This is a genomic window from Saccharomonospora glauca K62, assembly GCF_000243395.2.
Taxonomy (GTDB): domain Bacteria; phylum Actinomycetota; class Actinomycetes; order Mycobacteriales; family Pseudonocardiaceae; genus Saccharomonospora; species Saccharomonospora glauca.
The window spans coordinates 2,154,219-2,171,678 of record NZ_CM001484.1 but is presented as its reverse complement, the minus strand read 5'-3'; the positions used below and the strand labels follow the sequence as shown (position 1 = coordinate 2,171,678).

The 17,460-nt window shown below is 69.9% G+C and carries 24 protein-coding genes; 9 read left to right on the top strand and 15 right to left on the bottom strand.

What is annotated here, in order from left to right; translation table 11 throughout:
* Window positions 1-42: 42 nt before the first annotated feature.
* Both SACGLDRAFT_RS10355 and SACGLDRAFT_RS10350 read right to left on the bottom strand, forming a co-directional pair.
* On the bottom strand, window positions 43-1,218 hold the full coding sequence (locus tag SACGLDRAFT_RS10355; protein WP_005464312.1) for a glycosyltransferase: 1,176 nt from the start codon (window positions 1,216-1,218) through the stop codon (window positions 43-45).
* Complete coding sequence (locus SACGLDRAFT_RS10350; RefSeq protein WP_005464311.1) at window positions 1,181-2,080, bottom strand: DMT family transporter; 900 nt, start codon at window positions 2,078-2,080, stop codon at window positions 1,181-1,183. The genes SACGLDRAFT_RS10355 and SACGLDRAFT_RS10350 overlap by 38 nt, the downstream gene beginning before the upstream one ends.
* Window positions 2,081-2,354: 274 nt before the next feature.
* Here SACGLDRAFT_RS10350 and SACGLDRAFT_RS10345 point away from each other — a divergent pair, with 274 nt between their 5' ends.
* The 3 genes from SACGLDRAFT_RS10345 to SACGLDRAFT_RS10330 all read left to right on the top strand — a co-directional run bounded on the left by SACGLDRAFT_RS10345 (window position 2,355) and on the right by SACGLDRAFT_RS10330 (window position 4,141).
* Complete coding sequence (locus SACGLDRAFT_RS10345; RefSeq protein ID WP_005464310.1) at window positions 2,355-2,819, top strand: DIP1984 family protein; 465 nt, start codon at window positions 2,355-2,357, stop codon at window positions 2,817-2,819.
* Window positions 2,820-3,210: 391 nt separating this feature from the next.
* On the top strand, window positions 3,211-3,702 hold the full coding sequence (rraA, locus tag SACGLDRAFT_RS10335; RefSeq protein ID WP_005464309.1) for a ribonuclease E activity regulator RraA: 492 nt from the start codon (window positions 3,211-3,213) through the stop codon (window positions 3,700-3,702).
* A 244-nt stretch (window positions 3,703-3,946) separates the two neighbouring features.
* Window positions 3,947-4,141: a hypothetical protein gene (locus SACGLDRAFT_RS10330; protein WP_005464308.1), complete on the top strand. Its 195-nt coding sequence runs from the start codon at window positions 3,947-3,949 to the stop codon at window positions 4,139-4,141.
* On the opposite strand, the gene SACGLDRAFT_RS10325 is transcribed toward SACGLDRAFT_RS10330, so the two are convergent.
* Window positions 4,122-4,700, bottom strand: a complete 579-nt coding sequence (locus tag SACGLDRAFT_RS10325) for a TetR/AcrR family transcriptional regulator (protein WP_232284118.1) — start codon at window positions 4,698-4,700, stop codon at window positions 4,122-4,124. The two genes, SACGLDRAFT_RS10330 and SACGLDRAFT_RS10325, sit on opposite strands and share 20 nt — an antisense overlap.
* A 215-nt stretch (window positions 4,701-4,915) precedes the next feature.
* Here SACGLDRAFT_RS10325 and SACGLDRAFT_RS10320 point away from each other — a divergent pair, with 215 nt between their 5' ends.
* Complete coding sequence (locus SACGLDRAFT_RS10320) at window positions 4,916-5,470, top strand: NADPH-dependent FMN reductase (protein ID WP_005464306.1); 555 nt, start codon at window positions 4,916-4,918, stop codon at window positions 5,468-5,470.
* A 520-nt stretch (window positions 5,471-5,990) separates the two neighbouring features.
* Here the strand turns inward: SACGLDRAFT_RS10320 and SACGLDRAFT_RS10315 are convergent.
* The 12 genes from SACGLDRAFT_RS10315 to SACGLDRAFT_RS10260 form a co-directional block, all read right to left on the bottom strand.
* A complete protein-coding gene (locus SACGLDRAFT_RS10315; RefSeq protein WP_005464305.1) occupies window positions 5,991-6,317 on the bottom strand; it encodes a TcmI family type II polyketide cyclase in 327 nt (108 codons plus the stop codon).
* Window positions 6,314-6,808, bottom strand: a complete 495-nt coding sequence (locus SACGLDRAFT_RS10310; protein ID WP_005464304.1) for an SRPBCC family protein — start codon at window positions 6,806-6,808, stop codon at window positions 6,314-6,316. Before SACGLDRAFT_RS10310 ends, SACGLDRAFT_RS10315 begins: the two co-directional genes overlap by 4 nt.
* A 1-nt stretch (window position 6,809) precedes the next feature.
* Complete coding sequence (locus SACGLDRAFT_RS10305) at window positions 6,810-7,064, bottom strand: acyl carrier protein (RefSeq protein WP_005464303.1); 255 nt, start codon at window positions 7,062-7,064, stop codon at window positions 6,810-6,812.
* A gap of 19 nt (window positions 7,065-7,083) precedes the next feature.
* Complete coding sequence (locus tag SACGLDRAFT_RS10300) at window positions 7,084-8,325, bottom strand: beta-ketoacyl synthase N-terminal-like domain-containing protein (protein ID WP_005464302.1); 1,242 nt, start codon at window positions 8,323-8,325, stop codon at window positions 7,084-7,086.
* Window positions 8,322-9,590 carry a beta-ketoacyl-[acyl-carrier-protein] synthase family protein gene (locus tag SACGLDRAFT_RS10295; protein WP_005464301.1) on the bottom strand — a complete coding sequence of 423 codons (1,269 nt, stop codon included), beginning with the start codon at window positions 9,588-9,590 and terminating at the stop codon, window positions 8,322-8,324. Before SACGLDRAFT_RS10295 ends, SACGLDRAFT_RS10300 begins: the two co-directional genes overlap by 4 nt.
* On the bottom strand, window positions 9,587-10,063 hold the full coding sequence (locus tag SACGLDRAFT_RS10290) for a cupin domain-containing protein (RefSeq protein ID WP_005464300.1): 477 nt from the start codon (window positions 10,061-10,063) through the stop codon (window positions 9,587-9,589). The genes SACGLDRAFT_RS10295 and SACGLDRAFT_RS10290 overlap by 4 nt, the downstream gene beginning before the upstream one ends.
* A 14-nt stretch (window positions 10,064-10,077) precedes the next feature.
* A complete protein-coding gene (locus tag SACGLDRAFT_RS10285) occupies window positions 10,078-10,827 on the bottom strand; it encodes a SchA/CurD-like domain-containing protein (RefSeq protein ID WP_083852942.1) in 750 nt (249 codons plus the stop codon).
* A 16-nt stretch (window positions 10,828-10,843) separates the two neighbouring features.
* Window positions 10,844-11,197, bottom strand: a complete 354-nt coding sequence (locus SACGLDRAFT_RS10280) for an antibiotic biosynthesis monooxygenase family protein (RefSeq protein ID WP_040918897.1) — start codon at window positions 11,195-11,197, stop codon at window positions 10,844-10,846.
* A gap of 50 nt (window positions 11,198-11,247) precedes the next feature.
* Complete coding sequence (locus SACGLDRAFT_RS10275) at window positions 11,248-11,751, bottom strand: flavodoxin family protein (protein WP_005464299.1); 504 nt, start codon at window positions 11,749-11,751, stop codon at window positions 11,248-11,250.
* A 161-nt stretch (window positions 11,752-11,912) separates the two neighbouring features.
* Window positions 11,913-12,368, bottom strand: coding sequence for a MarR family winged helix-turn-helix transcriptional regulator (locus tag SACGLDRAFT_RS10270; RefSeq protein WP_005464298.1), 456 nt, complete (start codon window positions 12,366-12,368; stop codon window positions 11,913-11,915).
* A gap of 79 nt (window positions 12,369-12,447) precedes the next feature.
* On the bottom strand, window positions 12,448-13,134 hold the full coding sequence (locus SACGLDRAFT_RS10265) for a TetR/AcrR family transcriptional regulator (RefSeq protein ID WP_005464297.1): 687 nt from the start codon (window positions 13,132-13,134) through the stop codon (window positions 12,448-12,450).
* Window positions 13,135-13,486: 352 nt separating this feature from the next.
* Entirely contained in the window at window positions 13,487-13,960 is a 474-nt protein-coding gene (locus SACGLDRAFT_RS10260) for a MarR family winged helix-turn-helix transcriptional regulator (RefSeq protein WP_005464296.1), read from the bottom strand.
* 366 nt (window positions 13,961-14,326) lie between these two features.
* Here SACGLDRAFT_RS10260 and pqqA point away from each other — a divergent pair, with 366 nt between their 5' ends.
* From pqqA to pqqB, 5 genes are all read left to right on the top strand, one after another.
* A complete protein-coding gene (pqqA, locus tag SACGLDRAFT_RS10255; RefSeq protein WP_005464294.1) occupies window positions 14,327-14,422 on the top strand; it encodes a pyrroloquinoline quinone precursor peptide PqqA in 96 nt (31 codons plus the stop codon).
* Window positions 14,423-14,548: 126 nt separating this feature from the next.
* On the top strand, window positions 14,549-15,226 hold the full coding sequence (gene pqqC, locus SACGLDRAFT_RS10250) for a pyrroloquinoline-quinone synthase PqqC (protein ID WP_040918894.1): 678 nt from the start codon (window positions 14,549-14,551) through the stop codon (window positions 15,224-15,226).
* A 3-nt stretch (window positions 15,227-15,229) separates the two neighbouring features.
* Window positions 15,230-15,493: a pyrroloquinoline quinone biosynthesis peptide chaperone PqqD gene (pqqD, locus tag SACGLDRAFT_RS10245; RefSeq protein WP_005464292.1), complete on the top strand. Its 264-nt coding sequence runs from the start codon at window positions 15,230-15,232 to the stop codon at window positions 15,491-15,493.
* A complete protein-coding gene (gene pqqE, locus SACGLDRAFT_RS10240) occupies window positions 15,490-16,563 on the top strand; it encodes a pyrroloquinoline quinone biosynthesis protein PqqE (RefSeq protein ID WP_005464291.1) in 1,074 nt (357 codons plus the stop codon). The genes pqqD and pqqE overlap by 4 nt, the downstream gene beginning before the upstream one ends.
* Complete coding sequence (gene pqqB / locus SACGLDRAFT_RS10235; RefSeq protein ID WP_005464290.1) at window positions 16,560-17,444, top strand: pyrroloquinoline quinone biosynthesis protein PqqB; 885 nt, start codon at window positions 16,560-16,562, stop codon at window positions 17,442-17,444. The genes pqqE and pqqB overlap by 4 nt, the downstream gene beginning before the upstream one ends.
* The last annotated feature ends 16 nt before the right edge of the window (window positions 17,445-17,460 follow it).

The following is a 17,460-nucleotide window of genomic DNA, read 5'->3' as shown; positions in this document are numbered from 1 at the left end:
TGATATGTACAACTTCAGTGTGATCCGCGCCCTGCCCGGTCGTCAACCTCGGCCCGCGCGGCCCCGCGCGACGGCGTGGTAGATCTCCTCGAACCGCGCGAGTGTGCGGTGTTCGTCGTGGGTGAGGGCGATCGCCCTGCTCAGTCCGCCCATCCGGCGTCGCAGGTCGGCCGAGGTCAGGATCGCGTCGAGCGCGGCACCCAGCCCCGCGACGTCCCCCGGCTCCACGAGGTATCCGTTGTCGCCGTGCGACACCAGGTGCGGCAGCGCGACGGCGTTGGCCGCGACGACCGGCAGCGCGCAGGCCATGGCCTCCAGCGTCGCGATGCTCTGGAGTTCGGCCACGCCGGGGATCGCGAACACGTCCGCCGCCCGGTACACCGACGGAAGCCGGTCGTCGGGCACGAAGCCGAGGAACCGTACCCGTCTCGCCACCCCACACCGGGCGGCGAGCCGTTCGAGTTCCGCGCGTCGGGTACCCGTGCCCGCCAGGACGAGCTGCACGTCCCCGACCGACACCCTCGGTAGCGCCCGAATCAACTCGTCGAGCCGTTTCTCGGCGTCGAGTCGTCCGACGTAGAGCACCGTGGGCACGTCGGGAAGCCCGAGCTTCCGGCGGTGCACACCGGGCGGGGCCCCGTCCGGGGAGAAGCGCGTCGTGTCCACACCGCACGACACGGGCTCCACGGAGCCGTCGAACCCGTTCGCCGCGAGCAGGTTCGCCGCCGCCCTCGTCGGCGTGGTGACGTGGTCGGCCCGGTCGTAGACACGCCGGAAGTCCCGCCACGCCACGTCGGCCACCGGCCGATGCAGGTGGCGCGGAAGGTAGGGCAACAGGTTGTCGGGCATGAAGTGGTTGGTGGCGACGACGGGGACGTTCCAGCGCTTCGCCGCGCGGACGGCGGCGCGACCGATGGTGAAGTGGTCCTGCGTGTGCACCACGTCCGGCCGCATCGTCGCGACGAGCCGGCGCAGCAGTGCCGGGACTCCGGGCGGCGGCACGAACCGCACGCTCGGGTGAATGAGGAGCGGCACCGAACGCAGGCGGTGCAGACACACGCCGGAGTCCCGCACGATCTTGCGGGGTCCCGTCTCGGACGCACAGACCACGTGCACGTCGTGCCCCCGGCCGGCCAGCCCGACGGCGAGGCGATGCGCGAAGAAGGAGCTCCCGCTGACGTCAGGAGGGTAGGTGTCGGTCGCTATCAACACGCGCATGAGCAGTGTGTCCCGGAGTTTCCACGAGGTACGAGCGGGCGAGCACGACGACGCCGACCACGATGACCGTGGCCGACAACCCCATCCAGGCCGCCGCCAACGCCGTGTCGGGAAGGGGCTCACCCAACACGAGTACGCCGACCGTCGCGGCCGTGACGGGGTCCGCGACTTCCAGCATGGCGAATGTGAGCGCGAAGCGCCGCATGCGGTACGCGTGCTGCTGGGCGAGTCCCCCGGTCGAGAGCAACACGATCACCAAAAGGGTGGGCCAGTCCCAGATCGCGAGGGGATCGCCGAGCATCCGGTGCCCGACCGTGCTCACCAACGCCGAGCCCACCCCGAACGTGGTCCCGGCGGCGAACGCCAGCGCCCCGGCCCGCACGCTGGCCGAGTACACCAGCCACGCGACCAGCACCGCCACGGCCGCCGTGGCGAGGGTGACGACGGCGAGCAACACCGCGGTGGCCGTCGACAGGTTCGGGTCCTTCCCGGTGGCCGGTAACGCGAACAGCAGTCCCACCAGCCCGGCCACGATGGCCACCCCACCGAGTGCTTCGGGAAGCCGTAGCCGTCGGCGGTCCAGCACCGCCTTGACCACCAGCGCGAACAGCAGTCCGCTGGTCCCCACCGGTTGGATGACGCTCACGGGTCCGTGGCTGAGGGCCAGCACGTGCAGGCCCACACCCGCTCCCGCGACGGCGGCTCCGAACAGCCACCGGGGTTGCCTCACCAGCCGCCACAGCCATCGCACTCCCCGGCCGCCCAGGAACCGCATGCCCACCACGACTCGTTCCTGCAGCGCGGAACCGACCGCGATGAGGAACGCCCCGACCACCGCGAGGGCAACCGCGATCGTGAGCACGCTAGTCCCGCTCCTCGGGCGGCACGGACGTCACGGCCGGGCCGGACACGTTCCACGTCACCTCGCACGCACTCCCACGGGCGCCCGAGTACCCCGGTCGGTCGCCGGATATGCCCGGTCGGTGAGCACGGGGGTCACCCGTCCGGTCCCGAACCACCCGCTCCCACCGGAGTGGACATTCGTGCCACGACGGCTCGTCCGACGAAAACCGCATGCACGGTGAGGGGCGTTCATGCCAGAGTGTCCTCAGCGGACATTCCCGAGGAGCAGGACGATGAAGTTGGCCGAGGCCCTGGCCGCCCGAGCGGACACCCAGCGACGCATCCAGCGACTCCAGAATCGGATCGCGAACAACGCCCGTTACCAGGAGGGCGAGCCTCCCGCCGAGGACGCCTCCGCCCTGCTGTCCGAAGCCGTCGAGGCATGCGCGGAGCTGGAGGAGCTGATCCGTCGCATCAACCGCACCAACGCGAGCACCCCGCTGGGCTCGGGCACGGTGACCGATGCCCTGGCGCGCCGCGACGTGCTGCGCATCCAGTACAACCTCCTCACCGCGGCCGCCGACGCCGCGGCGGGCAAGGACGGCCACTACGGACGCCAACTCCGCTCGGAGCTGCCCTACGTCTCCGCGCTCGACGTGCGCGGACTCCGTGAGCGGGCCGATCGGGTGGCTCGTGAGCTCCGGGAGGTCGACCTCGCCATTCAGAAGGTGAACTGGGAGGCCGAGCTGGCGGACTGAGATCGGCAGCAGGTAGTCGCTTCGGGAAGCGAACACGAAACCGAGGCCGGCGGTCATTCCGGTCCCCCGGTGCGCCGAGGGCGGCGCGGGAGTTCGACTCTCCCTTGACGGTGCAGGCCCAGCAACGCGCACAGGTGACGACGCACGGCGTACATCGCATCACCGTCGTGTTGGTCCCGGACGACGAGGGTGGGTACGGGGACCGAGCTGCCGTGCGTGGTGGTCGTCACGATCCGGCGGCCACCACGCACGGTCACCTCCGGCGGCCCGATCGGGACGGAAAGCCTGGGGAGCGTCGAGATGTTGGTCACGTACGGTCGCCGTCCCACTCGTGTTTCCCGCCCCGCCCGGGGCAGGATGAGCGCACCCTCGACCACACGACGAAAGGCCCATGGTGACCGACGCGCTCACGCCTCTGCCCACCGCCGACCTCGTCGACGAGTACGGGGACCGACTGCGGGTGTGCGACACCCAGTTCCGCCAGTTCGGCGGGCGGCGGGCTTTCTGCGGACGGGTCCGCACGATCTCGTGCCACGAGGACAACGGGCTGGTGAAGGAACTGCTGCGGACCCCCGGCGAGGGCTGCGTGCTGGTGGTGGACGGCGGTGGTTCCGTGCACACCGCGCTCACCGGAGACCTCATCGCGGCCTCGGCGGTCGAGAACGGCTGGGCGGGCCTCGTCGTCAACGGCGCCGTGCGGGACAGTGCCGCTCTCGCCGAGCTGCCGATCGGGATCAAGGCCCTGGGCACCAATCCTCGCAAGAGCGCGAAGGATGGCCGGGGCGCCGTCGACGTTCCCGTGGGGTTCGGCGGGGTCACGTTCTTCCCCGGTGACGTGCTCCACGCCGACGACGACGGAGTGGTGCTGCTGCCCGCCGACTGACGTCGCGGCGCAGCGGGCCCGAACTTCCCGCCGTGATCCCCGAGATTCGTCCGGACCAATCGGAGATCACAGCGGGGTGGTCGCATGGCACGTTTCGGTATCCGGCCGGCCGTGTCGGCGGCTCCGACCACTGTGGTCGCCACGACGCGGGTGACCCGCGCGCACTACGTGGCCTGCGCGCACTGGCGCGAGCCGTGGCCGAGGCATCGGCGACGCCGCCGGGACGGAGCGGGCTCGGCAGCGGATGTGGACGTTCGCCGACGCCACGAGCGCGATTCGTTCGGTGCCGGGCGACAACCGCGCGGAAGGGCCGATCCCGATCGGAGGCGGCGTGATCGACGTCTTCCCGGACCGGGTGGAGGCCGAGCACGACGCCTACCTCGGCCGGTCGCGTAAGGAAGAGGCGGAGCCGACGGTGGTCAGGAGCACAACCGGTTGACGAGGTCCTTCCACGCGGCCTCCAGGCGGTCCAGTTTCATGCCGCGTTCCCGCAGCAGGTGATTCGTCAACGCGGTGTCGAGGAAGCCGAGCAGGGTATGGGCCATCAGCTCGGCGTCCATGGTCGGGTCGAGTTGCCGCACGAGCATGGTCACGTGGGTGTACCGAACCTGGCGGGCGGGAACGGTGAATCGCCGGTGGGTGTCCTTCACCACGGCGTGGTAGAGGTCCTGGTGGTCCTGCTCGTGGTGGAGCACCGCCGAACCGAACGCCAGGAGTCTTTGGTGGGGGTCGGCTCCGGGGCCCAGTGGGGGCGGGCCGTTCAGAAAGCCTTCCTGCAGCTCGTGCTCGGCTTGGTCGAGCAACGCGCCTATCAGGCCGGTGCGGTCACCGAAGTGGCGGAACACCGTGCCCTTGCCCACCTTCGCCTCCGCCGCGACCGCGTCCATCGTGAGATTGGCCGCACCATCCCGCGCGGCGACCCGCATGGCGGCGTCGAGTACCCGTGCTCGATTACGGACGGCGTCGGCACGCTGGCGTCCGGGTTCGTTGATCGGCACGAGTGAGAGCGAAAGACCAGCCGAAGCACACTCGGGCACGACGTTCGAAGGAGAGGACGAGCGAGCCACTGCTTCAGCGTAACTCGGGCCACGTCCCGTTGACCACCATCCCACCCCAATGCTAAACAAGAAACGGACCACGGTCCGTTTACTGGCGGCGCGTCAACGTAGGACCGTCGCGATACCTCCAGCGCTTTAGAGAACCGGGAGTTTTCATGGCAATTCGCGTCCTCGCGCTCGTGGGTAGCCTCCGAGCGGGCTCGCACAACCGACAGCTGGCCGAGGCGGCGGTCAAGCACGCGCCCGACGGCGTGACCGTGGAGATCTTCGAAGGGCTCGGCGAGGTGCCGTTCTACAACGAAGATCTCGACGCCGAGGCGAACACGCCCGAGCAGGCGAGACGACTGCGCGCCGCCGTCTCCGAAGCCGACGCCCTGCTGCTGTTCTCTCCCGAGTACAACGGCACGATGCCCGCCGTATTGAAGAACGCGATCGACTGGATCTCCCGCCCGCACGGTGCCGGTGTCATCAAGAACAAGCCGGCCGCCGTGGCCGGCACGGCGGCCGGACAGTACGGCGGCGTGTGGGCGCAGGAAGAGATCCGCAAGTCCCTGGGCATCGCGGGAGCCAAGGTCGTCGACGAGGTGCTCCTCGCCGTCCCCGGCTCGGTGAACCGCTTCGCCGAAACGCACCCGGAGAAGGACGCCGAGGTGATCGAGAGCCTGTGCAAGGTGCTCGATCGACTCTCCTCCGACACCATGGCGGCCTGACCCCTTCGCGGGTGTCCACGACCGGGCCCTCGGACACCCGCGAAGGTGGAACACACCTTTCACCACATCCGATATCCGGCTCCCGTCGCTCCCCCGGCGAAAAGCCAGCGGAAAATACGCGAAAACGAGTTCGGACAACCACGGGCCGCCGTGGTGCCGCACCGGGAACTCACCGTGGACGTCTACGGCAGTGGCCGCGAGGGCACGGAGTTCACCCCCATCGGAGGGTCCATTAGGGACACCGCGATGGCGTGGAACCCCACCACTCGCGACAGTTGCGACCGTGGGCGGCGATATGCGTGTGCGCTACGGCTGCACTACGGCTACGACGCCGTCGTGGCCGGCGGAAAAGCCGGGCGCGGACGCCGACTCCGCCTCCCCGACGAGCCACCCGTGCCGGCGGACGGGCGATCGGGGCTCGCGGGGATCGGCGACGACATGCCTGCCGCCGAGCGGCGACGCCACGGTGGGACGGGCCCGGTACACGGTCCCGTCCCACCGATCCGACGGCGGTCGTGGGTCAGGCATCCCGCCGCCAGTGGTAGAACGCCGTGGCCATCGCGTCGGCGGGCGAGCGCCACGTGTCCGGGTCGTACGGTCGGATGTAGGCGTCGAGCGCGGCACTGAGGTCCCGGAAGTCGCGGTCGCCGCGCACGGCCTCGATCCGGTCGTCGACGCCGTCGTCCGACTCGATCAGATGGAAGTACAGGCCGTGGTAGTGGAAGAGGGTCCGGGCGCGGACCCCCACCTTGTGGGGCAGGGGACCCGCGTCCGACTCGGCGAACAACGCGGCGACCGCCTCCCTGTCGGTCTCGGCCATCCGCGCGACGATCAGGGTTCGGCTCATGACGTCTCCGAGCTCGGTGTCTCGGTTCCCGGAGCGGGCAGCGCGGCGGCCTCCGCCTCCAGTACCCGTTTGATGGCGTTCATCTGGATCGGTGTGTTGGCGTTGATGCGCTCGGTCATGCCCGCGTCGTCCACCGGTGCGTCCGGCTTCATCGCGAAGTCCTGGGTCCATCGCATGAGCACGCCGTCCTCGACCTCGTGGTAGGTCCACCGGATGCGCATGTACTCGAACGGGCCGGTCTCGACGCGGTGCGCCACCACCGTGCGGGTGTCCGGGTCGAGGTGTCGTTCGGACACCCACGACCAGACCCGCCCCTCCTCGTCGGGGTGCATGGTCAAGCGGAAGCGGACCCGATCGCCCGTGTCCTCCAGCACCTCGGCCGCGGCGTACTCCGTGAACAGGTTCGGCCAGTCGGCGACGTCGTTGGTCCGCGCCCAGACGTGGTCCATCGGCGCGCGGATGATGACGTGGTTCTCCGTGTGTCCCGGCATGTCAGGCCGCCTTCCGCAGTGTGTCGTTGAGGATGGTGAGGAATTCCCGCACCGAGCGCGTCTCCTGTGCCTCGGGCGGCAGGACCACGCCACGGTTGCGTTCGATCGCCGTGATCACGCCGAGCACGGCGAGCGAGTCGAGTCCGAGGTCGTCGAACGTCGTCGCCGCGGTCAACTCGGCCGTGTCGACCCGCACTCCACTGCTCGACGACAGCAGCTCGCCGAGCTCCTCCATCGAGATGTCCGGATCGCTCATGTTGTCCTCCGTTCCTCGGTTACGCACCCGCCGAGAGCACGAGTGCGGAGTTGAAGCCGCCGAAGCCCCTTGCGAGCACCAACGCGTGTCGCAACGGTCTTCGCCGGGGCGCGCCGGTGACCACGTCGGCGGACACGGCGACGTCGTCGACGGTGAGTCCGGACGTCGGGGGGACCACGCCGTCCCGCAACGCCAGGGTCGCGGCGGCCACGGCGAACGCCCCCGCCCCCGAGTACGCGCGACCGAGCCCCGCCGCCATCACCGTCACCGGGATCCGGTCGAAGGTGGAACCGAAGACCTGGCGTAAAGCGGCGATCTCGGCGCGGTCGGCCGAGGGCATCGCCATCCCGTCGGCGAACACGACGTCGACGTCCTCGGGCGCGACGTGGGCGTCCGCGAGTGCGAGCCGGATCGCGGCCGCGAGCGCCTCGGCGGCGCGGTGCCAGTAGTCGCCCTCGCTCACCGACCACTGCGCTCCGGTGAAGGTCGCCGCGTGTCCGGCCACCACCGCCAGAGCACGTGCTCCCCGCTCACGGGCGTGGTCGGCGTCCTCCATCACCAACACCGCGCCGCCCTCACTGGGAACGTAGCCCGAGGCGTCGTGGGCGAACGGGCGGTACGCGTCCGGGGAGTCCCGTTCGCTGAGCAGTCCCGATCGCCACTGGCAGGTGAGCGCGTAGGGGCTCACCGGGGCTTCCGTCCCGCCGCAGACCTGCACCCGGCAGCCCCGCCGGATGGCCCGACGGCTGTGCGCCACGGCGTCCAACCCGCCCGCGGACTCGCTGCACACCACCGCGCACGGACCCCGCAGCTTGTTACCGATCGAGATCTGCCCCGTGGACGCGGCGTAGAACCATGCGATGGACTGGTACGGGCCCACGTAACGCGGCCCGCGCGCCCACAACGCCTCGATCTCCCGCTGTCCGAACGCGTTGCCGCCGGAGGCGGCCGACGTCGTGACCCCGATGTCGAAGCTGTCGTACTCCTTCGGGTCGAGCGCGGCGGACTCCAGTGCCTGCCGGGTGGCCTCCAGCGCGAACTGCGTCCACAGGTCCGTCTGCACCACGATGCGCGGGTCAAGGGAACGCGAGGGATCGAACTCGGTGACCTCCCCCGCGTATCGGACGGGATAGCGGCTCGCGTCGAACCGGCTGATCCGGCCGATACCACTGACCCCGTCCAGTGTGGACTGCCAGAACTCGTCGGTGTTCAATCCGGTCGGTGCCACCACGCCGAGCCCGGTGATGACCGCGTCGGTCACCGTGCCCTCCTTCCCGCCGTGTCCAGCACCACGGCCGACTGGAAGCCCCCGAAGCCGCTGCCCACGCTCAGCACCAGGTCGACGCCCTGTTCGCGAGCCTGTTTCGGCACGTAGTCCAGATCGCACTCCGGGTCGCGGTGCTCGTAGTTCGCCGTGGGCGGAACGACACTGGTGTCCATCGCGAGCACGCACGCGACGAGTTCGACGCTTCCGATCGCGCCGAGGGAATGGCCGATCATCGACTTGATCGAGCTCATCGGCGTCCGATAGGCGTGCTCCCCCAGACTGCGCTTCACCGCCGCCGTCTCGTGCCGGTCGTTCTGCTTCGTGCTCGACCCGTGCGCGTTGACGTAGCCCACCTCCTCGGGCGCCGCCTTCGCCGCCCGCAACGCCATGGTGATCGCCCTGGCCATCTCGATGCCCTCGGTGGTCAACCCGGTCATGTGGTGGGCGTTGCCGTAGGTGGCGAACCCGGCGACCTCGCAGTACACCCGCGCGCCCCGGCGCCGAGCCCGTTCCAGGTCCTCCAGCACGAGAACTCCCGCGCCTTCGCCGAGGACGAACCCGTCGCGCAACGCGTCGAACGGCCGGCTCGCCGCCTCGGGCTCGTCGTTGCGGGTGCTGGTGGCCTTGATGGCGTCGAAACACGCGACCGTGATGGGGGAGATGGGCGCGTCCGAGGCTCCCGCGATCACCACGTCCGCGGCGCCCTCCTCGATCATCATCGCGCCGTACCCGACGGCGTCGAGCCCCGACGTGCACCCCGTCGAGATGGTGCGCACCGGCCCGCGCGCGCCGTGCGCGTCGGCGATCTCCGCGGCGAGCGTGCTGGGGACCAGCGCGTGGTACAGGAACGGGTCGGCGCGCTCGGGGTCGACGAGCCACTCCGCTCCCCCGCCGGAGACCTGGACGTACCCCTCCTCCAGCCGGATCGTCGAACCGACCGCCGTCCCCATGCTCACCCCGACCCGCCACGGGTCCATCGGGCCGAGTTCGAGTCCGGAGTCGTTCACCGCCTCGCGGGCCGCCACGAGCGCGAACTGCACGTGCCGGTCGAGGCGGGCGACCTCGGCGGGGCTCAGGCCCTCTCCGATCGGGTCGAAGTCGCACTCCGCCGCGATCCGCGACCGGAACCCCTGCGGATCGAACAGCGTGATCCCCCGTGTCGCGGTGACGCCGGAGGTGAGCAGGTCCCAGAACGCCTTCACCCCGATCCCGCCCGGCGCCACGACCCCGAGGCCGGTGACGGCGACCCGGCGCGTCATCTGCCACCTCCACTGTCCGGTTCGGGGGTCGTGGCGGACTCGGTGTCCACGTGCCCGAGTTCGGGACGGGGGGCGAGGGGACCGAGTTGGAAGATCACGCGGACCGGTTCGGACCCCTCGTTGCGGAGCCGGTGCCGGGTGCCCGGGGGGATGAGCAGCGCCGAACCACGGTCGAGGCTCCACGGCTCGCCGTCGAGGTCGACCGTCAGGTCCCCGTCCGCCACGTACAGGAACTCCTCCGAGTACGGGTGGTAGTGCTCGGCGATGCGCTCCCCCGGCCGCAGCCGCGCCACCCCGAGGAAACCGGACACCGATCCCGCGTTGCGTGGGCTGAGCAGCGTGCGAAGCTCGCCCCCTCGGCGCCGGTCCGGGGCGATCTCCGACTCGTGAACGCGAAACAACGGGCGGTCGGCCGGACGTTCGTGCACGCCGACGGGTTCCGCCTCGGTCGAGGACTCGACCGTGTCCACCATGATGCCTCCCACAATCAACTCGACGACGGAAACTCGGCGCCTTCCGTGGCGTCGCCCGCCTCGCGGTGGGTCACCAACGTCAGGCGTTGTTCGGAGAGGAACCGCGCGCGGCCGGCGGCCGTGGTGAGGTTCCATCCCGGCTCCAGCAGTTCGGTCATCGCCTTCGCGGTGGGGCCTCCGACGACGGCCGGGCCGAGACGGTCGATCGCCTCATCGGGGTCGCCCTCCACGTCGAGGACCCGGATGACGAGGTCCCCGTGGCGGAACACGGTCGTGCCGATCAAGCCGGTACGCAGGGCGGCCCCCAGCGGGAGGGACTGCCCCCACGAGAACATCTGCGCCACCGCGTCCCCCCTGCCGGGCCGCACGGGATACCGCAGGGCCACCCGCGTGCGGCCCTCCCGCGAACCGGACGGGCGGGGCCCGGCGTCCTGGTGCACGACCCGCGTCATCATGGCGCGGCGGAAGAACCAGCGCACGGATTCCGGGTCGCTGAAGTCGCGGGGGCGCACCAGGAACGGGTTGAGTTCCTCCTCGGTCTCGCGAATGGCGGGATCGCTCGTCAGGTGTCGCACCACCACCGGTAGCGGTCCCTCCACGTCGATCACCCGTACGACGTGGTTCTTCCACAGAAACACCGAGGTCGCGAGCAGCCGACTGCCACCACCGATCTCGGTGCGCGGACGCGGATAGCTCGCGAGTATCCGGCGCACCCGGTCCTCGGTCCCCGGTCGCACCGGGAATGTCAGAGCATGTCGTTCCATCGATCCTCCTCCCGGATCAGCACGATTCGACGTCGACGGCGTCACCGGGTCCGGGTACTTCGCGGACCGTCTCGCGACGGATGACGTAACGCAGGGAGCGCCTCTTCTCGACGACCGCCATCATGGGTGCCGCCAACGCGCGGTGCTCGGGGGTCCGTTCCCAGGCCAGGAAGTCCTCGGCACTGCGCCACTGACTGGTGAGCACCCACTCGTTGGGGTCCTCAGTGGACTGACACACCTGGTCTCCCAGATGGCCCGGAACGCTCGCCACCACCCAGCGCACGGCCTCGTAGGCCTTGAGGAACGTCTCCTCCGCCCCCGGTTTCAGGGTGAGCTGGAACAGCACACGATATCCGGCCCGCTCGGTCATGCGCTCCCTTTCGGTCGGAATCAGGACAGTGTGGATACGTTTCCTCGCGCTCAGCCGGCTCGGCGAAGTGGAGAACGCCTCGGGGCACGCAGGGTGGTGGCCACCTCGGCGACCCGACGGCCGAGCCGCTCGGCCGAGTCACGGGTCGGCATGCCGGCCGTCGCCTCGGAACCCCCGTTCACGACGAGCAGACACCCCCACGAGAACAGCCCTTCGTACACCTCCGCGAGGCTGCTCGGACCTCCCTCACCACCGACGGTGAGACCGGCGACGACCTTGCCCTCGAGCCGCAATCGCGTGCGGAGCCGCGCCGCCTCGCCGATCAGCCGCCGGGCCGATTCGGCGACCACCCCGTCGGAGATCACCGTGCCCAGGACCACCCCGTCGGCCCAGACGAGGGCTTCGAGGGTCTCGTCCAGCGGTGCCGTGTCGTGCCCCGGCAGCCTGCGCACCCTGGTGTCGGCTCCCGCGGCGAGAGCGCCGGCACGGACCGCCGACACCGTGGATTCGACGACGTCACCCGTTCCGGAAAAAATGATTGCCACCCGAGCCATCGTGATCCCCTCGCCGTTATTTCCTTTTCAGGCTCACGCACGGACGTTTCAAATGTCAATACGAAGAAAGGTGGACCCGAATATTCGAACGAAACGGGAGCGATTCACAACAATACGAAATCGGATCGTATCGACTTGACCCCGACAAACAGGAAAGGAAATCAGAGTTCGGTTCGACCCGGCCGCGGAGTCAATGCGCGTTCGATACGGTCGAGCATGTCGAGCAACTGAATCCGCTCGTCCTCGGACAACAGCGCCAAGGCATCGGCCTCCAGATTCCGGGTGACCTCCGGCACGGCACGACGCAGGGTCTCTCCCTTGCGCGTCAACCACACCCGCACGCGACGGCCGTCCTCCCGATCGGCGTCCACCCGCACGAGCCCCGCGTCGGTCATGCGCCGCACCGCGCGGGTCACCGTGGGAGCCTCGACGGAGATCCGCGTCGCGATCTCGCTCGGCGTCAGGCCGTCACGCTCCCACAGACATCCCAGGATGAACTCCTGCCCGGAATGCACTCCGTGGCGCGCCAACCGCCGCTGTGCCTCACTGCGCAACCGCCGGGAGACGAGGTTGATGCGGGCGAGGAAACCGTTCGTTCGTTGGCGCACGTCCAGCATGCTACTGATCAAGCGACCGCACGTGGACGTTCTCGATCAATCGGGCCGACCACGAAGTGCCGGGTGTCTCCTCGCCGCCTCAACCGCCCCCGGCGTGGCCTGCGAGGACGTGGTCGACGATGCGGCCGGCGCGTTCGTCGGGGGAGTTCTCCGGCGCTCGCCCACCCAGCACGACGCGGGAGAGCACCGCACCGACGATCATCGTCACCAGCGTCTCGACGTCGCTGTTCGTCGCGAGCTCCCCGCGTCGACCACCGCGGTCCAGCACCTCGCGAATGGCGTCGACACGGGGCTCGATCACCAGCCGCACGTAGTGCGCGTAGAGTTCGGGAACCCCGATCAGCCGAGGCAGCAGCCGCGCCGACTGCGACTCCGCGGCCCATCGGCAGAGTTCCTCGACCAGGATCGTCAGCTCCTGTCGCATGCCGAGGCCGGTGATACGCACCGGGGGCTCGGCAAGCGACTCCAGCGCCTCCAGCAGCACCGCTTCCTTGTTGGGCCAGCGCCGGTAGAGCGTCGCCTTGCCGACACCGGCTCTCGCGGCGACGGCCTCCACGGACAGCGCGTCGACGGACGCCCCCTCCTGCAACAGCTCCAACGCGGCTCGAATGATGGCGCGGCTGGCCCATTCGCTGCGGGGACGGCCCGGCGGCCGCCGATGACGCGACGACTTGGTTTCGAACGCCTCCGGAGCGGCGCCGTTCCCGACGGGCCGGACGGCGTGCCGCACGGTGGACACGCGGGAGGAGGACGAGTACGGGTCCATTCAGATCACCTCACGACCACGTCGCCGCGTTCCACCGACCACCGTGGACCCACGTCCACCGGAACGTCCGCACGCCCGCTCCGTCGTCACCGCCTCCATCACGGCAGGACACCTCGTCGAGACCATTCTTTGCGTCCCCCTTGCCCATATTCACGAAGCCGTTGACGGAAAAACCGCGACCGGACCGGAAAACATGAGAGGAATACTTGTTCGCATTCATGTTTTCCGAAGCCCGAAGCGATCGGACGCCCGAAGGCGACGAACAAGTATAACCCCGGTCGAGACCACTTATTTAGCCAGCTAAACAAGCAGTGGTCGACGGAGACGAATATTGTTCACTCCGAGCTGTTCGTCAATCGTTCAGCTTCGCGAGCAGTGACCGCAGTAACGCGTACTCCGAGCCGCTCAGGTTCGCCACGAGCCGCTCCTCCGCACGCAGCCACAGCGCCTCCACCGTCGCGCGCACCATCCAGCCGTGCTCGGTGAGGAACACCCGACTCCCCCGTTCCCCCGGCCTGCGCTCCCGTTGCACAAACCCCGCGCGTTCCATGCGCTGGAGCATCCTGGTGATCGTGGCCGGCGCGGCCTGGACCCGCTCGGCCAACTCCGACTGCGTGAAACCGCGATCGTCCCACCGCTGGAGCAGCACCTGCTCCTGCCCGCTGTACATGCCGAGGCTCGCGAGGTCCTTCGCCAACTCCGTGCGGCGCTGACGGGCCAACAGGACGAGCCAGTACAGCGCGGTCTCGGTGAGGCAGTTGCCGTCCCGGCCGTACGTCGGCGTGCACCGACCGTAGGGCCGGACGTCGCCGCTATCCCGCTCCACGGGCACTCCAGACCACGGCGGCCGCACGATCCGGGACTCCCACCGCGCGCCGACGAGCGGGCCCGCGGCCCCACCCTCCCGGCTCCCCGGCCTCGCGATCAGTCACTGCGCCTCCCGAACCGTCGGGCAACAGCTTCGACGCGGCACGGGTGGACGTCAAGTCCGCGTGCCCCGAAGGGGGCACGCGGACTTGCTTGATCGTCCATAGTGACCGATCGCGGGAAGCACCGGGGAACCACGACCGCACGGCGCTCCCTCGCCACTGGGCCAGGTGGGCTATCTCCGGCGTCACACCTGGTGTGCCGCGAGGCCGATCAATTAGCGTGAAAGCGCTATCTCAGTCGCTCGGAGCGAGGGAGGCACACAATGCGGGACACCGACAGGGAGCTCTGGACGACTCCCGACTTCGAGGAGTACGAGACCCCGATGGAAGTCACGGCGTACTTCGGCCGGATGGAGTAACACGCGCGACGGCGGGGAGGCACAGTGGACCTCCCCGTCACCGTGCCCGCCCGCGACCTCCGGAGATCCACCATGCCGTCTTCCCCCACCATCGTCACCGAGGCTCCCTCCTCGCCCGCGCCCCCAATGTCGGAACGGGAGTTCGTCGCCGCCCTCCGGGGGCTGGAGCCCCGGTACTGGAGTTCGCACCCGTTCCACCGACGCCTGCACGCGGGCGACCTCACCCGCGAGGAACTTCGGCTGTGGGCCGCCAACCGGTGGTACTACCAGCGCATGCTGCCGCAGAAGGACGCGGCGATCATCAGCAATTGCCCCGTCCCCGAGGTCCGGCGCCTGTGGCTCGACCGCATCGTCTACCACGACGGCCGCGCCGAGGGAGAGGGGGGAGCCGCCCGATGGCTGCGACTGTGCGAGGCCGTGGGCCTCTCGCGCGAGGAAGTGCTCGACGAGCGACACGTGACGCCCGGCGCCCGCTTCGCGGTCGACGCCTACGTGAACTTCGCCAGGACCCGCCCCTGGGTGGAGGCGGTCGCATCGGGACTGACGGAGATGTTCTCCCCCGCCCTCATGCGACGGCGCGTCGGTGACATGCTCGCGCACTACCCGTGGATCCGTCGCGAGGATCTGGCCTACTTCACCGAACGCCTCGACGCCGTCAGCGACGAGGGCAGGCAGACGCTCGACATCGTCGTGCGCCACTGCGTGACACGAGAGCAGCAGGACGCCGCTGTGGCCGCGCTCGCGTTCAAGTGCGACGTCCTGCGCGCGCTGCTGGACGCCATCGACGGCGCCACGAAGGGATAGCCCGTGAACGCGGCGGCGCGGCCCACGCTGCGGCGAGGCGTACGGCTGGCCTACGACCGGACACGACAGCGCCATGTCGTGCTGTTCCCGGAGGGAGTACTCGTGCTCAACGACACCGCGGCCGCGGTGCTGCGCCACTGTGACGGTGACACCGACCTCGACGGCATCGTCGGGGCGCTGCGCTCGCGCTACGACGGGGTGGTGGCCGAGGACGTCCGCGCGGTGCTCGACCGGCTGGCCGAGCGCGGGGTGGTGACGTGGACATGACCGGGAACCCACCGATCGGCCTGCTCGCGGAATTGACCCATCGCTGCCCACTGAGCTGCCCGTACTGTTCGAATCCCGTCGAACTCACCGCGCGGGACTGCGAACTCGACACCGCCGAGTGGACGTCGGTGTTCGGCCAGGCCCGCGATCTCGGGGTGCTCCAGGTGCACTTGTCGGGGGGAGAGCCCCTGACGCGCCGCGACTTGCCGGAGCTGGTGAGCGCGGCCGCCGACCTCGGCTGCTACGTCAGCCTCGTCACGAGCGGACTCGGGCTGACCCGTGAGCGGCTCGCCGATCTCGTCGACCGTGGCCTCGCGCACGTGCAACTGTCGATGCAGGCCGCGTCCCCCACTCTGGCCGACCGGATCGCGGGCGCCAAGGCCCACGACCGCAAGCTCGCGGCCGCGCGGCTGGTCCGCGAGCTGGGACTGCCGCTCAGCGTCAACGTGGTGTTGCACCGCGCCAACCACGACGAGCTGGCCGACATCATCGCGTTGGCCGAGCGTATGGAAGCCGATCGGCTCGAATTGGCGAACACCCAGTTCTACGGGTGGGCCGCGCTCAACCGGCCCGCGCTGCTTCCCACGCGGAAGCAACTGGCCGCCGCGGAGACCGTGGTGCGGGACGCGAAGCGCCGCACGCGGGGCCGCATGGAGATCGTCTACGTGCTCTCGGACTACTACGAGAGGTTCCCGAAACCGTGCATGGGAGGCTGGGGAGCACACCAGCTCACGATCGCTCCCGACGGTACCGCCCTGCCCTGCCCCGCGGCCTCGACGATCACGACGCTGACGTTCACCAACGTGCGGGACACGCCGCTCGCCGACATCTGGTACCACTCGCCCGCGTTCACCGCCTACCGGGGCGAGGACTGGATGCGGGAGCCGTGCCGAAGCTGCGAGCGCCGCACGATCGACTTCGGGGGCTGCCGCTGCCAAGCGTTCGCGCTCACCGGGGACGCCGCGGCGACGGACCCCGTGTGTCACCGCTCCCCCGACCGGCACCGGGTCGACGCGCTGCTCGACGCACCGGCCGCACCGGACGAGTTCGTCATGCGGGGACGGGTATGAGGATCGTCGTGCTGGGCACCGCGGCCGGCGGTGGCGTACCACAGTGGAACTGCGCCTGCGGCAACTGCCGCGCGGCGCGTGAGGGAAGCACCGCGCCTCGTACCCAGGACTGCCTCGCGATCAGCGGCGACGGCACGGAGTGGTACCTGGTCAACGCCTCCCCGGACCTCCGGCACCAGCTCACCACCTGCGCCGCGCTGGCACCGGGACCGGGACCGCGGCAGACGCCGTTGCGGGGCGTGTTCCTGACCGACGGCGAGCTGGACCACACGTTGGGGCTGTTCCAGTTGAAGGAAGCCGAGGGATTGGCCGTGTGGGCCCCGGAGGCGGTGCTGGGCAGCGTGCCCGCCAGGGAGATCGTCGCCTCCTACCGCCCGTGGACGTGGCGGGCGTCGAACGACGGCGTGCTGCTGGACGGTCTGCGGGTGGACGTCCTCCCCGTGAGCGACAAGCGACCAAAGTATGCGGCGGACGTCCCCGCGGAGGGGCCGTGGGTGGTGGCGTACCGGTTCACGGACCTCGTCACCGGCGGCGTGCTCGTGTACGCGCCGTGCCTGGCGCGCTGGCCGGACGGTTTCGACGAGTTCTGCGCCGGAGCCGACTACGTGCTGCTCGACGGTTCCTTCCACGAGCCGGGTGAGATGGCCACGGCCACCCACGGCGACGTCGGCTCACCGGCCCAACGCGGCATGGGGCATCTTCCCCTCGCGGGTCCGCACGGCAGTCTCGCCCGCATCGGCCGAAGGCGGGGCCGGACACGATGGCTCTACACGCACGTCAACAACACGAACCCGGTGCTCGACCCGACGTCGGCGGCGCACGCCGCGGTGATCGAGGCGGGTGCCGAGATCGCGACGGACGGCGCGGTACTACAGCTATAGTAAGCAGGATGGTCCA

Excerpts from the sequence above, each read along its gene's own strand:
- SACGLDRAFT_RS10355 (WP_005464312.1), bottom strand. The coding sequence starts at position 1,218 with ATGCGCGTGTTGATAGCGACCGACACCTACCCTCCTGACGTCAGCGGG.
- SACGLDRAFT_RS10345 (WP_005464310.1), top strand. The coding sequence starts at position 2,355 with ATGAAGTTGGCCGAGGCCCTGGCCGCCCGAGCGGACACCCAGCGACGC.
- rraA (WP_005464309.1), top strand. The coding sequence starts at position 3,211 with ATGGTGACCGACGCGCTCACGCCTCTGCCCACCGCCGACCTCGTCGAC.
- SACGLDRAFT_RS10330 (WP_005464308.1), top strand. The coding sequence starts at position 3,947 with ATGTGGACGTTCGCCGACGCCACGAGCGCGATTCGTTCGGTGCCGGGC.
- SACGLDRAFT_RS10320 (WP_005464306.1), top strand. The coding sequence starts at position 4,916 with ATGGCAATTCGCGTCCTCGCGCTCGTGGGTAGCCTCCGAGCGGGCTCG.
- SACGLDRAFT_RS10315 (WP_005464305.1), bottom strand. The coding sequence starts at position 6,317 with ATGAGCCGAACCCTGATCGTCGCGCGGATGGCCGAGACCGACAGGGAG.
- SACGLDRAFT_RS10310 (WP_005464304.1), bottom strand. The coding sequence starts at position 6,808 with ATGCCGGGACACACGGAGAACCACGTCATCATCCGCGCGCCGATGGAC.
- SACGLDRAFT_RS10305 (WP_005464303.1), bottom strand. The coding sequence starts at position 7,064 with ATGAGCGATCCGGACATCTCGATGGAGGAGCTCGGCGAGCTGCTGTCG.
- SACGLDRAFT_RS10295 (WP_005464301.1), bottom strand. The coding sequence starts at position 9,590 with ATGACGCGCCGGGTCGCCGTCACCGGCCTCGGGGTCGTGGCGCCGGGC.
- SACGLDRAFT_RS10290 (WP_005464300.1), bottom strand. The coding sequence starts at position 10,063 with ATGGTGGACACGGTCGAGTCCTCGACCGAGGCGGAACCCGTCGGCGTG.
- SACGLDRAFT_RS10285 (WP_083852942.1), bottom strand. The coding sequence starts at position 10,827 with ATGGAACGACATGCTCTGACATTCCCGGTGCGACCGGGGACCGAGGAC.
- SACGLDRAFT_RS10280 (WP_040918897.1), bottom strand. The coding sequence starts at position 11,197 with ATGACCGAGCGGGCCGGATATCGTGTGCTGTTCCAGCTCACCCTGAAA.
- SACGLDRAFT_RS10275 (WP_005464299.1), bottom strand. The coding sequence starts at position 11,751 with ATGGCTCGGGTGGCAATCATTTTTTCCGGAACGGGTGACGTCGTCGAA.
- SACGLDRAFT_RS10270 (WP_005464298.1), bottom strand. The coding sequence starts at position 12,368 with ATGCTGGACGTGCGCCAACGAACGAACGGTTTCCTCGCCCGCATCAAC.
- SACGLDRAFT_RS10265 (WP_005464297.1), bottom strand. The coding sequence starts at position 13,134 with ATGGACCCGTACTCGTCCTCCTCCCGCGTGTCCACCGTGCGGCACGCC.
- pqqA (WP_005464294.1), top strand. The coding sequence starts at position 14,327 with ATGCGGGACACCGACAGGGAGCTCTGGACGACTCCCGACTTCGAGGAG.
- pqqC (WP_040918894.1), top strand. The coding sequence starts at position 14,549 with ATGTCGGAACGGGAGTTCGTCGCCGCCCTCCGGGGGCTGGAGCCCCGG.
- pqqE (WP_005464291.1), top strand. The coding sequence starts at position 15,490 with ATGACCGGGAACCCACCGATCGGCCTGCTCGCGGAATTGACCCATCGC.
- pqqB (WP_005464290.1), top strand. The coding sequence starts at position 16,560 with ATGAGGATCGTCGTGCTGGGCACCGCGGCCGGCGGTGGCGTACCACAG.